12 protein-coding genes and 1 pseudogene are annotated in these 12,955 nt (G+C 57.5%); 4 read left to right on the plus strand and 9 right to left on the minus strand.

Features of this window, described 5'->3' with window-relative positions; genetic code table 11:
- The first annotated feature begins 4 nt into the window (after nucleotides 1–4).
- Entirely contained in the window at nucleotides 5–1,252 is a 1,248-nt protein-coding gene (gene pepT, locus FCN80_RS04540) for a peptidase T (RefSeq protein ID WP_136988715.1), read from the plus strand.
- Between the two features lie 277 nt (nucleotides 1,253–1,529).
- Nucleotides 1,530–2,651, plus strand: coding sequence for a ribosomal protein uL16 3-hydroxylase (locus FCN80_RS04545; protein ID WP_136988716.1), 1,122 nt, complete (start codon nucleotides 1,530–1,532; stop codon nucleotides 2,649–2,651).
- 73 nt (nucleotides 2,652–2,724) lie between these two features.
- Here FCN80_RS04545 and phoQ read toward each other — a convergent pair whose 3' ends face one another.
- The 6 genes from phoQ to FCN80_RS04575 form a co-directional block, all read right to left on the minus strand.
- On the minus strand, nucleotides 2,725–4,188 hold the full coding sequence (gene phoQ / locus FCN80_RS04550; protein WP_136988717.1) for a two-component system sensor histidine kinase PhoQ: 1,464 nt from the start codon (nucleotides 4,186–4,188) through the stop codon (nucleotides 2,725–2,727).
- Nucleotides 4,189–4,193: 5 nt separating this feature from the next.
- Nucleotides 4,194–4,865 carry a two-component system response regulator PhoP gene (gene phoP / locus FCN80_RS04555; protein WP_136988718.1) on the minus strand — a complete coding sequence of 224 codons (672 nt, stop codon included), beginning with the start codon at nucleotides 4,863–4,865 and terminating at the stop codon, nucleotides 4,194–4,196.
- A gap of 176 nt (nucleotides 4,866–5,041) precedes the next feature.
- A complete protein-coding gene (gene purB, locus FCN80_RS04560) occupies nucleotides 5,042–6,418 on the minus strand; it encodes an adenylosuccinate lyase (RefSeq protein ID WP_136988719.1) in 1,377 nt (458 codons plus the stop codon).
- A gap of 24 nt (nucleotides 6,419–6,442) precedes the next feature.
- Nucleotides 6,443–7,069: a high frequency lysogenization protein HflD gene (hflD, locus tag FCN80_RS04565; RefSeq protein ID WP_136988720.1), complete on the minus strand. Its 627-nt coding sequence runs from the start codon at nucleotides 7,067–7,069 to the stop codon at nucleotides 6,443–6,445.
- Nucleotides 7,066–8,199, minus strand: coding sequence for a tRNA 2-thiouridine(34) synthase MnmA (mnmA, locus tag FCN80_RS04570; RefSeq protein WP_136988721.1), 1,134 nt, complete (start codon nucleotides 8,197–8,199; stop codon nucleotides 7,066–7,068). The genes hflD and mnmA overlap by 4 nt, the downstream gene beginning before the upstream one ends.
- Nucleotides 8,200–8,316: 117 nt before the next feature.
- Nucleotides 8,317–8,769, minus strand: a complete 453-nt coding sequence (locus tag FCN80_RS04575; protein ID WP_136988722.1) for an NUDIX domain-containing protein — start codon at nucleotides 8,767–8,769, stop codon at nucleotides 8,317–8,319.
- A 307-nt stretch (nucleotides 8,770–9,076) separates the two neighbouring features.
- Here FCN80_RS04575 and icd point away from each other — a divergent pair, with 307 nt between their 5' ends.
- On the plus strand, nucleotides 9,077–10,333 hold the full coding sequence (icd, locus tag FCN80_RS04580; RefSeq protein ID WP_136988723.1) for an NADP-dependent isocitrate dehydrogenase: 1,257 nt from the start codon (nucleotides 9,077–9,079) through the stop codon (nucleotides 10,331–10,333).
- Nucleotides 10,334–10,444: 111 nt separating this feature from the next.
- Here the strand turns inward: icd and FCN80_RS04585 are convergent, their stop codons facing one another.
- Together FCN80_RS04585 and FCN80_RS04590 are read right to left on the minus strand one after the other, a co-directional pair.
- Entirely contained in the window at nucleotides 10,445–10,693 is a 249-nt protein-coding gene (locus tag FCN80_RS04585) for a hypothetical protein (RefSeq protein ID WP_230492478.1), read from the minus strand.
- 13 nt (nucleotides 10,694–10,706) lie between these two features.
- Nucleotides 10,707–11,366 (minus strand): MgtC/SapB family protein, encoded by a 660-nt coding sequence (locus FCN80_RS04590; RefSeq protein ID WP_136988724.1) that lies wholly within the window; start codon nucleotides 11,364–11,366, stop codon nucleotides 10,707–10,709.
- Between the two features lie 259 nt (nucleotides 11,367–11,625).
- On the opposite strand from FCN80_RS04590, the gene FCN80_RS04595 reads away from it, so the two are divergent.
- Nucleotides 11,626–12,588, plus strand: coding sequence for a 2-hydroxyacid dehydrogenase (locus tag FCN80_RS04595; protein ID WP_136988725.1), 963 nt, complete (start codon nucleotides 11,626–11,628; stop codon nucleotides 12,586–12,588).
- Here the strand turns inward: FCN80_RS04595 and FCN80_RS04600 are convergent.
- A pseudogene (locus FCN80_RS04600) lies at nucleotides 12,559–12,888 on the minus strand (FAD-dependent oxidoreductase); the annotation flags it as partial. The gene FCN80_RS04595 and the pseudogene FCN80_RS04600 overlap by 30 nt on opposite strands.
- Between the last annotated feature and the right edge of the window lie 67 nt (nucleotides 12,889–12,955).

The raw sequence follows: 12,955 nt of genomic DNA on the forward strand, positions 1-12,955 counted from the left end.
TGACATGGATAAATTACTCGATCGATTTTTAAATTACGTTTCCCACGATACCCAGTCCAAGCCGGGCGTCAAGCAGGTGCCCAGTACCGAGGGGCAATGGAAACTGGCCCGCGCCTTGGAAGAGGAGCTGAAATCGCTGGGTTTCGAGCAGGTGACGCTCAGCGAGCACGGCTGCCTGATGGCGACCTTGCCGTCCAATGTGGCCTGGAAAGTGCCGGCTATCGGGTTTATTTCCCATATGGACACCGCGCCGGACTTCAGCGGTAAGCATGTCAATCCGCAAATCGTGGAGAAATACCGCGGCGGGGATATCGCCCTTGGCAACGGCGATGAAATCTTGTCGCCGGTCATGTTTCCCGTTTTGCACCAGCTGCTGGGTCATACCCTTATCACCACCGACGGTAAAACCCTGCTGGGCGCCGACGACAAGGCCGGTATCGCCGAAATAGTCACCGCCATGGTGCGGCTTAAGGGCAAACAAATCCCTCATGGCGATATTCGTATTGCCTTTACGCCGGATGAAGAGGTTGGCAAGGGGGCGCAGTATTTTGACGTGGCGCATTTCGGCGCTGAATGGGCTTATACCATGGACGGCGGCGGCATCGGCGAACTGGAGTTCGAGAATTTCAACGCCGCGTCGGTACTGGTGAAAATTGTCGGCAATAATGTGCATCCCGGTACCGCCAAAGGGGTGATGGTCAACGCCCTGACGCTGGCGACCCGCTTTCACCAGAAGATGCCGGTCAATGAAACCCCGGAAACCACCGAGGGATATGAAGGGTTTTACCATCTCAACAGCTTGAAGGGCAATGTCGATCGGGCGGAGATGCATTACATCGTGCGAGATTTTGACAAGCAGCGTTTCGCGGCCCGCAAGCAGTTTATGCTGAATGTGGCCGAGGAGGTGGGCAAAGGACTGCGGCCGGATTGCTATATTGAGCTGACGATTGAAGACAGCTATTACAATATGCATGACAAGGTGGCGAAATTCCCCCATGTCATCGAGCTGGCCCAGCAGGCCATGCGGGATAACGGCATTGAACCGGTGATGAAGCCCATTCGCGGCGGTACCGACGGCGCACAGTTGTCGTTTCGCGGGTTGCCCTGTCCAAACCTGTTCACCGGCGGCTATAACTATCATGGCAAGCATGAATTCGCATCCCAGGACGGCATGGAACAGGCGGTGCAGGTTATCATGCGTATCGCCGAGTTGAATGCGTTAAGGGCGAAAAATTTGGTTCAAAAATCGTAAGACGGTATTGCCAAGTCCCGCTGACTGTCGCGCCGCGACGTGGTCGATGACGAGTCGTTGACATCCTCCCCGTCCTGGAGGTCGGGGTTTTACGGCGCACCTGATAAAATACCCCGCCGGTGCCCCCCTCTTCCGTTATACTCTATCTACTTCGGGTTGCATCGCGGCGGTAAGTGGGCGACACATTCGTCGGGAGCGGATCCCCCCTTCAAAGAGGCAACATGAAGTATGACGAGTATAGACTCCCCCTTGGGTCCTTTTCGGTAGAAAACAGGCTATGGATTACCAACTCGATATCGACTGGCCAGATTTCTTACAGCGTTACTGGCAACAACAACCGGTTATCATCAAACGCGCTTTTAAAAACTTCAAAGATCCGCTTTCACCGGATGAACTGGCCGGGCTTGCCATGGAAACCGAAGTCGAAAGCCGCCTGGTAAGCCATAACAAAGGCCGATGGGAGGTCAGCCACGGGCCATTCGCCAGCTTTGACCATCTGGCGGAAAATGACTGGTCGCTGCTGGTTCAGGGGGTCGATCACTGGCATGAACCTTCCGCCGCGCTGCTGCGGTCGTTTCGTCAATTACCTGACTGGCGCATTGATGACCTGATGGTGTCTTTCGCCGTGCCGGGGGGCGGCGTGGGTCCGCACGTCGATCAGTACGATGTTTTCATCATCCAGGGTGTCGGGCGACGACATTGGCGGGTCGGTGAAAAAAAACCGCTGAAACAGCATTGCCCCCATCCCGATCTGCTGCAAGTGGATCCGTTTAAAGCCATTATCGATGAAGAAATGGAGCCCGGCGATCTCCTTTACATCCCCCCCGGCTTTCCCCACGAAGGCTACTCCCGGGAAAACGCCTTAAATTATTCCGTTGGTTTCCGGGCGCCGAACAGCCGTGAACTGATAAGCGGTTTCGCCGATTATCTGCTGGCCCAGGAGTTGGGCGGTTTACGATACACCGACCCCCAAATCGCGTCCCGTGCTGAGCCGGCCGAAATACTGCCGGCGGAAATCGACCGCTTGCGTGCGATGATGATAGAGTTAATAGCCCAACCGGAACAGTTCAATCAATGGTTTGGCGAATTTATTTCCCAATCACGCCACGAGCTGGACCTGGCGCCCCCCGAACCTCCTTACCAACCGGGCGAGGTCTTTGATTTACTGCAACAAGGCGAGAGCCTGCTACGGTTGGGCGGGTTACGGGTACTCAAAGTCGGCGCGAGGTATTATGTCAATGGCGAACCCATCGTCACTGATCGACCGGAAGCTTTGGCGGCACTGGCCCGGGATTACCAGGTTTCGGCTAACCAGTTGCATGGCGCGCTGGAGGATCCGTCGTTTCTGGCGTTACTGACAACCCTTATCAATAGCGGTTATTGGTATTTCCAGAACTGATCCGGTTATCGCCGGACCATGGCGTATATCCGCCATACCTCACGTTGCGGCAGTGGAGAATAATGGGTTGGCGTCAATCGTCCTGGTAACCCTGCTGGCGCTTGAAGATGACTTCCACCAGGGCGCCGCCCAGGGTACTTTCTCCCACGACGATGTCGCCGTCATATTGTTCGAGAATTTCCGCCGCCACGGACAAACCCAGTCCTTGTCCGGGCCTCAAGGTATCGGCGCGCTGGCCGCGTTGGAAAATCAACTCGCGCTTGGAGGCCGGGATTCCGGGGCCATCGTCGCCAATAAGCAGATGCAGTTCGTTTTCATTGGCGCGGGCGGTAATTTCGACGAACTCCAGGCAGTATTTGCACGCGTTGTCGAGAATATTGCCCATGACTTCCATAAAATCATTTTTCTCGCCGATGAACGTCAGTTCGGGGGAGATATCCAGCGTGATTGACACGCCTTTACGCTGATAGACCTTGTTCAGGGCTGAACACAGGCTGTCCAGCAGGGCTGGTACCGAATGCAGCTCGCGGCTCAGGACATTGTGATCCGAATGGACGCTGGCGCGATGGAGATAATAACCGATCTGCTGGGAGATACGGCTTATCTGTTCAAGCATGATGGGTTCCACTTGCTCAATATTGTTTTCGCGTCCCGTGCGCAGTGAGCGCAGGGTAGTCTGTAGCACCGCCAGTGGCGTTTTGAGGCTGTGCGTGAGATCAGAGAGGGTGGAGCGGTATTTCTGGTAACGCTGGCGCTCATTGTTAAGCAGGATATTCAGATTGCGTACCAGAATGCCCAATTCCCGTGGCGGGTTTTCGTCCAGGCGATCCCGTTCGCCGCCTTCCAGTTCCCGCACTTGCTGCACCAGATCCTTAATGGGGCGCAGACTCCAGTGTGCCGCCAGCCATAACAGCGGCACGACCAGGAGCAAGTTGGCCAGCAGGACATAGCTGAACCACTCCCACACTAAATCCGTGCGTTGCAGCTCGTGCGGAATAGTGTCGACCACAACGATGGTCAGGGGCGGCAACCGCTCGGTGGCCGGGTAGCGGTTGACCGCGACGGAATGGGTCAGGGCATTGCTGTCGCTGCTGTCAAAATCCTTCAGGCGGTTCTGCGCGCTGGGATTGTCGCCGAGCACGGCGCTGCTGGTGCGCGTGTCGGTATCCAGTTCGAAATAGCCGGTTTTTTGCAGCCACTCCGGCTTGAGCCGGGATTCCAGCGCGGGAACATAGCGCTGCCGCCAAAGAATGTGGCCCTTGTCATCATAGATCAATACCAGCGCGGCGAAATTGATATCAATGTTGGGCGGCACGGCAATGGTCAATCGATTGTCGTTCCATTGCGCCAGGCTAAAAAACAGATTGCTTTCGCCCCGCAGTAACCGAAACGAGGTTTTATCGAAACTCACGCTATAGCCGATGACCGCCACCATACCGTAACAGAGCGACAAGGCCAACACGACGCAGGCTGTGGCCAGAAGGAAACGGACCCGAAGCGAGAAAGGCTTTTTATGATAATAAGGGAAATGAGCCATATGACTTAGCTGACATCGAAGCGGTAGCCCTGTCCACGTACCGTTGTTATGACCTCATACGGATAATCGGCCTGCATCTTCTTGCGCAGGCGCCCCATCAACACATCTATGGTATGACTTTCCCGCAATTCGGCATCGGGATACAACTGCAACATGAGCGAGTCTTTGCTGACGACCTTTCCCGCGTTGCGAATCAGGGTTTCAATGATGGTGTATTCGAAGGCGGTCAGCTTGATATGCTCGTTATTGATCATCAGTTCCCGCCGAGACAAATCGATCTGAAAAGGCGGCAGCGTGATGACCTGCGATGCCAGCCCGCTGTTGCGGCGCATGAGCGCCTGCATTCTGGCGACGACCTCCTCCAGATGAAAAGGTTTGGTGACATAGTCGTCCGCACCGGCTTCCAGCACGGTGACTTTATCTTGCCAACCTTCTCGGGCGGTAAGAACCAGGATTGGGATTTTTACCTGGTGAGACCGCCAGCGGCGGATGAGACTGAGGCCGTCCTCGTCGGGCAAGCCCAGATCGACAATGGCGATATCGGGTGGATGCTCATGTAAAAAATAATCCGCTTCTCTGGCGTCAGCGGCAGCATCAACCTGATGGCCCATTTCACGCATTTGTACCGTCAGGTGATGACGAAGAAGAGAATTGTCTTCGATAACCAGAACTCGCATCGCAACTCCTAAGTTAAAGCGCCGGCAACGCATCTGCAGGAGCCCGCCGCTGTGTACCTGTAAAAGCCATCCCCTGAGCAAACTTGCCGTCTTTCGCTAGAGTATCCCAGAGCACGGCTAAACTACAGATAAACAGAGCATTAACCAAAGCGGCCGTTACCGAGGCGCCCTTTGGGTCACTCCGACTTCAGTTCATCCGCCAGGGCGACGGCCCGGCCGATGTAGCTGGCCGGCGTCAGGGCCTTGAGCCGGTTTTTTTCTTCCTCGGGCAGCGGCAAACCGTCAATGAACACCCGGATACCGGCGGCATCGACCCGTTTCCCCCGGGTCAATTCCTTGAGCTTTTCATAGGGTTTTTCGATACCGTAGCGACGCATCACGGTTTGAATCGGCTCGGCCAGCACTTCCCAGTTCTGATCCAGTTCGGCCAGCAAGTGCTCGCGGTTCACCTCCAGTTTGCTGATGCCCTTAAGCGCTGCCTGATAGGCTATCAGCGCGTAGCCGATGCCCACGCCGAGGTTGCGCAGCACGGTGGAATCGGTGAGATCCCGCTGCCAGCGTGATATCGGCAGCTTGCCGGCCAGATGTCCCATGATGGCGTTGGCCATGCCCAGATTGCCTTCGGAATTCTCGAAATCGATGGGGTTGACCTTGTGGGGCATGGTGGACGAACCGATCTCGCCGGCCACTGTACGCTGCCGGAAGTGGTTCAGGGCAATATAGCCCCAGACATCGCGGTCGAAATCGATAAGGATGGTATTGAAGCGGGCCAGGCAGTCGAACAGCTCGGCGATATAGTCATGGGGTTCAATCTGGGTGGTATAGGGGTTCCAGCCGATGCCGAGGGAGGTGACGAATTCTTCGCTGAAACGATGCCAGTCCACATTGGGGTAGGCCACCATATGGGCATTATAGTTGCCGACCGCTCCGTTGATTTTCCCAAGAATTTCCACATCCGACAATTGCTTATACTGACGCTCCATGCGATAGGCCACGTTGGCCATCTCTTTGCCGACGGTGGAAGGCGTGGCCGGCTGTCCATGGGTGCGCGACAGCAGCGGGATATCCCGATAGCCGGCCGCCAGGGCCTTGATATCGTCGATTATCCGTCGCCAGAACGGCAATATCACGTCCCGGCGCGCGTTTTGCAGCATCAGCGCGTAAGACAAATTGTTGATGTCCTCGGACGTGCAGGCGAAGTGAATGAATTCGGCGACGGCATGCAGCGCCGGCACCGCGGCGATGCGTTCTTTCAGAAAATACTCCACCGCCTTGACGTCGTGATTGGTGGTGCGCTCAATGGTTTTAATCCGCGCGGCGTCCTGCTCGCTGAAATCCGCCGCCAGGGCGTCGAGGAAGGCGCCGGCCTGCGCGTCGAACGGCGGGACTTCGCTGATTTCAGCGCAGGCCGCCAGCTTTTGCAGCCAACGTACTTCCACCAGGACGCGGTATTTCAATAGACCGTATTCACTAAAAATCCCGCGCAAGGGGCCGACTTTGTCGCCGTATCGGCCGTCTATGGGGGAAACGGCGGTCAGTGCGGATAATTCCATGGATTGCAACTCCCGGGAAATAAGTTAAACATGAGAAAGAATTTGCTGCGCCTGCTTGAACAGACGGTTGCGGCTGAACATCAGTTGCAGGCGTCCGCCGCCCACCTGCTGCCAGAGCACGGCGGAACGAATGCCCGCGAGCAGCGCGGCGCGAATCTTGGCCTGTATCTGGGCGTTTTGCAGCAGCGCCGGCGTGCCCGTTACCTGAATCCTCGGCCCCAGCGGACTGATGATATCCACGTAGACCGCCGCCATGGCGGCGAAAATCGTCTCGGACAATATCTCGAAATGCGCCAGTTGGCGATTAAGCTCGATGATACGCCGGTCCAGGGCATCCAGCGCGTTTTTATTGGCGTGCAATTTGCGTTCAAGCACCATAAGACCGAGCGTATAGCGGGTCAGCTCGCCATCCGGTCCGGTCCGCGCGGCATTAAGCATGCCCGCCAGGGAGTGCAGGCCAAGCCGGAGATTGGCCGGCTGATTGCCGAACACCGCCAGCGTGGACGGCGGATTGAGATCCAACAGGCTTTGCAGCGATGGCTCGAGCATGGCCTCATCACACTGCCCTTTGTGGGCCAATTGCTGCGCCAGCATCGCGCTTTGACAAATCCCCGCCAGCGCCAGCGTGATATCGTAATAGTTCTTGGTCAAACCCGCTCCTGAACGCGTCCCTGGGCGGTCAACGGCAATCGGGTTTCGATGACGCCGCCGCCGAGGCATTGCTCGCCGAGATAAAAAACCGCCGATTGTCCGGGCGTGACCGCCGCCACCGGCTCATCGAATGTCACCTGGACGCGTCCCTCGTCCCGCGGCTCCACCAGACAGGCGATGTCCGGTTGGCGATAGCGCGTTTTAACCGCGCAACGCAACGCGCCGACCAACGGACGTCCATCGACCCAATGCAGTTGCCCGGCCGTCAGTCCGGTCGACATCAACTGCGGGTGTTCATGTCCCTGGGCCACCACCAGAATATTGTCCTCCACCCGTTTATCGACCACGTACCAGGGATCTTCGCTGCCCTCCCGGGTGCCGCCGATGCCCAGGCCCTTGCGTTGCCCCAGCGTATGGTACATCAGTCCCTGGTGCTCGCCCATCGGCTGTCCGTCGACGGTCACGATCTTTCCCGGCCGCGCCGGCAGATAGCGCGACAGGAAATCGCGAAACTTACGCTCGCCGATAAAACAGATGCCGGTGGAATCTTTTTTCGCCGCGGTGGCCAGGCCGAGTTCGCGGGCGATGCGCCGCACTTCGGGTTTTTCCAGGGCGCCCACCGGGAACAGGCATTGCGCCAGTTGCCGCTCGCCCAGGGTGTAGAGGAAATAACTTTGATCTTTATTGGCATCCAGTCCGCGCAGCAACCGAGAGTGTCGCTCGCTGTCATCTCGCCGGACATAATGCCCGGTGGCGATAAAATCCGCGCCCAGATCTTCGGCGGCGAATTCAAGGAACGCCTTGAACTTAATTTCCTTGTTGCACAGGACATCGGGATTGGGGGTGCGGCCGGCGCGGTATTCCGATAAAAACAATTCGAAGACATTATCCCAGTATTCGGCGGCGAAATTCACCGTGTGCAGCGTGATGCCGAGCCGGTCGCAGACCGCCTGGGCGTCGGCCAGATCACTGGCGGCGGTGCAGTATTCCTCATTATCGTCTTCCTCCCAGTTCTTCATAAACAGTCCCTCCACCTGATAGCCTTGTTGTTGCAGCAGGTAAGCGGAAACGGATGAATCGACGCCGCCGGACATGCCGACGATCACTTTGAACTGGCTGTTTTCTGACATGGGGTCCTCACGACCGGGATTGGAGACGTATGACATGCATGCTCGGATAAACGGTTATTTTAACACGGGCGGATGCCGAAGGGCCAGCGCGGCGGGCGATGGCGCAGGAGGCCCTTTTCAGAGCGGGAAAGGCCATTGAAAGGCGCTGACGATATCCAGGGGATAATGCACGCCGGCCCGGTAGGCCAGGATACTTTCCGCGACAAGGGGCGATCGCAACTGGCGGGAGGACAAGATCTCATCGGCCTTGAGCCACAGGCAGCGGTCGATATCGTCGTCCTGCGGAATGGCGGTGATGCGCTGCGGTAAATCGATGGCGAACAGAAAACGCATGAAAGGCGTTTTGTCCGGCGCGAGCCATTGGTGAATCCGCAGCAGATGCTGGGGCTCGGCGTCAATGCCCGCTTCCTCCCACAATTCCCGCCGCGCGGCCTGGACCACGGTTTCGTCCGCCTCCAGATGGCCGGCAGGCTGGTTCCAGCGGGGGTTGCCGTGAATGGTTTCCTCGACAATCAAAAAATGATTTTCCGCCTGCACCACATTGGCCACGGTGACATGAGGTTTGAACACGTATGCTCCTTATCGCTGGAAAATTGACGGCTCCCCCTCCGGCCTAATAACGGCAAAGTCCACAAACCGGGTGGCGCCAATGGTAAAGAACGGCAACGCCGTCTTTTCCGCCGAGCGGACCCATCCTCAGGGCTGAAACGTTTAAGGTCGTGATTTTTAATAAGGTCGTCCGCGACAGGCTATGCAGCCGCTGTCATAAAAGGCATTATATCGCAAATCGGTTTGGATTGGCGTAAGGTTTTTATTCAAGTAATATTGACACGATTCTTACAAATCATTAACAAGAGTGCGCCCGAAGGAGAGGTTAATGGAAAGCAAAGTAGTGGTTCCCGCAACAGGTCAGAAGATGACGATTGATGCCCAGGGAAAACTGGCGGTCCCGGAAAATCCCATCATTCCCTTTATTGAAGGTGACGGCATTGGGGTGGATGTGACGCCGGCAATGATCCATGTTGTGGATGCCGCGGTGGAAAAAGCCTACCAGGGCAAGCGCAAAATATCCTGGATGGAAATCTACACCGGCGAAAAATCGACCCGGCTTTACGGCGAGGATGTCTGGCTGCCGGAAGAAACCCTGGACCTGATCCGCGATTACCGTGTGGCCATCAAGGGACCGCTCACCACGCCGGTAGGCGGAGGCATCCGCTCGCTGAACGTGGCGCTGCGCCAGCGGCTCGATCTTTATATCTGTCTGCGTCCGGTGCGCTATTACACGGGGACGCCGAGCCCGGTGAAACATCCCGAGCTGACCGATATGGTGATCTTTCGCGAAAATGCCGAGGATATCTATGCCGGCATCGAATGGAAAGCCGGCAGCGCCGAGGCCGATAAAGTTATCAAGTTTCTGCAAGACGAGATGGGCGTGAAAAAGATCCGTTTTCCGCAACAGTGCGGCATCGGCATCAAGCCTTGTTCCGAGCAGGGCACCAAGCGGCTGGTGCGCGCCGCCATCGAGTATGCCATCGCCAACGATCGCGCGTCGGTCACGCTGGTGCATAAAGGCAATATCATGAAATTCACCGAGGGCGCCTTTAAAGACTGGGGCTATCAATTAGCCCGCGAAGAGTTCGGCGGCGAACTTCTCGATGGCGGTCCCTGGGTGAAGATTAAAAATCCGAAAACCGGCAAGGACATCGTTATCAAAGATGTCATCGCCGATGCGTTCTTGCAGCAGATCCTGCTGCGGCCGGCCGAATATGATGTTATCGCCAGCATGAATCTGAACGGCGACTATATTTCCGATGCCCTGGCGGCGCAGGTAGGCGGCATCGGAATTGCGCCCGGGGCGAATATCGGCGATGATTGCGCCCTGTTCGAGGCCACCCACGGCACGGCGCCGAAATATGCCGGCCAGGATAAGGTCAATCCCGGTTCGGTGATCCTGTCAGCGGAAATGATGTTGCGGCATATGCAGTGGTTCGAAGCCGCTGACTTAATCGTTAAAGGTATGGAAGGCGCCATCGCCGCCAAAACCGTCACCTACGATTTCGAACGTCTGATGGATGGCGCTAAGCTGTTGAAATGCAGTGAGTTCGGCGACGCTATCATCCAGCATATGTCATGATCGCGCCACGCAAACCGGCACAAGCGCCGGTTTGCCCATGTTGATAGCGCGGCCGCCCGTCCGGCGGGGCACCGGCCGCGCGAACCTATCAACGCGGGCCGGAAAGGGCGGCTATGCCGCCCGGCTCGCCGCCCGCAGCGATGCCATACCGCCGATAGCCGACCCCGTCACGCTCTTGCGACCGCCGATTAAGCTGCCGCCCATGATGGGCGGCGCGAGTTCGGTCGGTACGCCCACCAGCGCCATGGTGCGATCACGTTTAAGCAGCGACAGGTAAGGATTGAGATCATGCGGCACCGGGATGGTGTTGAGCAGGAAATCGAAACTGCCGGCCTGCGCCGCCACCGTATTACCGGGCATGGCCGGAGGGATGTCAGCGGATATCGATTTTGTGAATACCGTCGATGGCCAGCAGTCGGCTATGGATGTCGGCGGGTTTATAGCGGGCGTGCAACATGATTTCCAGGATCAGTTTACAATCCTTGTTGTCATTTCCATAACGGGCCACGCTGGAACGGACGATACGGATGCGCAGTTTACGCAGCGCCTGCATGGCGAGTTCCATACTGGCGGACGTCAATGAAACGCTTAGCATATAGCGTTGTCCCATAAGCCGTCGACTTAACTGACGAATGCCTTCGAGCACCAGCAGGGTCATAATGCTGCCGCAAATGCCGATGATATACATGCCGCTGCCGATGATAAGTCCGATAGCCGCGGTTACCCACAATCCGGCCGCGGTGGTCAAACCCCGCACAAACTGTTTGTTCAGCATGATCGTGCCCGCGCCGAGAAAGCCGATGCCGCTGACCACCTGGGCGGCGATACGGCTGGGGTCCAGCACGATGTCGCGTTTGTCGGTCAACAGATCGCTAAAGCCGTACTTCGAGGCTATCATGAACATGGCGCTGCCGACGCATACCAGAATATGAGTGCGTAATCCGGCTTCTTTGGCCCGAAGTTGCCGCTCCACGCCGATAAGCGCGCCTAACGCGCCGGCCAGAGCAATGCGCAGCAACAGTTCTGTATTCATCTCTTTCTTTCCCCTTGCATCCAGTGACGAAACCCAATGCAGCAATCAGACAATCCACACCAGCGAAATACCCCGATCAAACCGCACGCCGCTTCTTTATAGGCGGCGGTCGCCCATCCCAGTCACCTCGGCGTCTTTGCGCCTGGGGCGATGCAACGTGGATTATCTCGAGTATATACTTAGGTTAATGATTAATGTCCTTCCCGGTCATTTTCAAGAACGCGTGATCTTAACGTCAATTTTAAAAAGGGTGAAGGCAATGCCTGTTGTTTTGCTGATGCATGTGGATATTCCCTCGCAGTTTCGTTCGGAATTTGAACAGGCCGGTTTTGTTCTTCGCCCGGCTATCCGTGAAAACGATCAAAGTCCGATATTGCCGGAGGGCGCAGGTGATCCGGCCGATGTCCGGGCCGTGTTGACCATCGGTTCAATCGGATTGCGTTCCGCTGATATGGACGCATTGCCGAATTTGCGGATGATTTGCTGCCAGGACGTGGGTTTTGAAAAAATTGATCTGGCGGCGGCCAAGGCTCGCGGCATCATGGTGACCAACGGCAGCGGCACCAATGACACCGCCGTCGCCGATCATGCCGTGGCCTTGCTGGCGTCGGTGGTTCGTGATGTCGCCAGGCTTGACCGGGCGGTGCGGCGTGGGGAATGGCAATCGTTGCGCCAGAGTCGGCCGCAATTGACCGGTAAACGTCTCGGCGTGCTCGGTTTGGGCAATATCGGTCTTAAAGTGGCCGAGCGATGTTCGGCGGGGTTCGGCATGCAGGTGTCTTACCACAATCGTCAGGCGCGAAGCGGCAGCCCGTGGCCGTATTACGCCACATTGATCGGACTGGCGGGCTGGGCCGATTTTCTGGTGGTGGCCGTGCCGGGCGGCGCGCGCACCCGCCATCTGATCGATGGGGACGTGCTGGCGGCGCTGGGGCCGGAGGGTTTTCTGGTTAATGTTTCCCGGGGCAGCGTGGTGGATACCGATGCGCTTATCGCCGCGCTGCAACAGCGGCGTATCGCCGGCGCCGGGCTGGACGTGCTGGAAGGCGAACCGGCTGTCCCGCAACCGTTGAGATCACTGGATAACGTCATATTGACGCCCCATGTGGCCGGGCGTTCCCCCGAGGCGCTGGCCGCCATGTTCGGCCAGGTGCTGGAAAATCTCACCCGACATTTCGCCGGGCGGCCGGTATTAACCCCGGTGCCGGGGATGGAACGATGAGCGCGGGGTCTCGCTGCGAAAACCCACACCGATAATCCGGCCGGCCACATGGGGCACCCAGCGCCGGCGGCGTAACCAGCGCTCCAGAGTTGATGGCGCTCGCGGCGGTTTTCCGGTTCGATCGCTCCGGCCGGTCAGTAGTCGCTGCAACGATTGGGTGGCCCAGGTAGCGAATTGCCGCCGGCGTTGCACCCTCGCCAGTACCGCCGGGGCGATCTCGCCTTGCCGTAGCAAAGGGCCGGCGAGAATATTCGACGCGGCCGCCGCGTCCTGTATCGCCAGATTGACGCCGACCCCGCCGGTGGGCGAAACGGCGAGGCCATCAGGGCGTCTTTAGCGGCAACCAGGGGGAACGCCGGCAAGACGC

The organism is Martelella alba, from assembly GCF_005217455.1.
Classification (GTDB): Bacteria; Pseudomonadota; Gammaproteobacteria; order Enterobacterales; family Enterobacteriaceae; genus Acerihabitans.

What these genes read in the sequence shown, in the direction of transcription:
- pepT (WP_136988715.1), top strand. Translation starts at nt 5, where the DNA reads ATGGATAAATTACTCGATCGATTTTTAAATTACGTTTCCCACGATACC.
- FCN80_RS04585 (WP_230492478.1), bottom strand. Translation starts at nt 10,693, where the DNA reads ATGCCCGGTAATACGGTGGCGGCGCAGGCCGGCAGTTTCGATTTCCTG.
- purB (WP_136988719.1), bottom strand. Translation starts at nt 6,418, where the DNA reads ATGGAATTATCCGCACTGACCGCCGTTTCCCCCATAGACGGCCGATAC.
- FCN80_RS04545 (WP_136988716.1), top strand. Translation starts at nt 1,530, where the DNA reads ATGGATTACCAACTCGATATCGACTGGCCAGATTTCTTACAGCGTTAC.
- mnmA (WP_136988721.1), bottom strand. Translation starts at nt 8,199, where the DNA reads ATGTCAGAAAACAGCCAGTTCAAAGTGATCGTCGGCATGTCCGGCGGC.
- phoQ (WP_136988717.1), bottom strand. Translation starts at nt 4,188, where the DNA reads ATGGCTCATTTCCCTTATTATCATAAAAAGCCTTTCTCGCTTCGGGTC.
- FCN80_RS04595 (WP_136988725.1), top strand. Translation starts at nt 11,626, where the DNA reads ATGCCTGTTGTTTTGCTGATGCATGTGGATATTCCCTCGCAGTTTCGT.
- FCN80_RS04590 (WP_136988724.1), bottom strand. Translation starts at nt 11,366, where the DNA reads ATGAATACAGAACTGTTGCTGCGCATTGCTCTGGCCGGCGCGTTAGGC.
- phoP (WP_136988718.1), bottom strand. Translation starts at nt 4,865, where the DNA reads ATGCGAGTTCTGGTTATCGAAGACAATTCTCTTCTTCGTCATCACCTG.
- icd (WP_136988723.1), top strand. Translation starts at nt 9,077, where the DNA reads ATGGAAAGCAAAGTAGTGGTTCCCGCAACAGGTCAGAAGATGACGATT.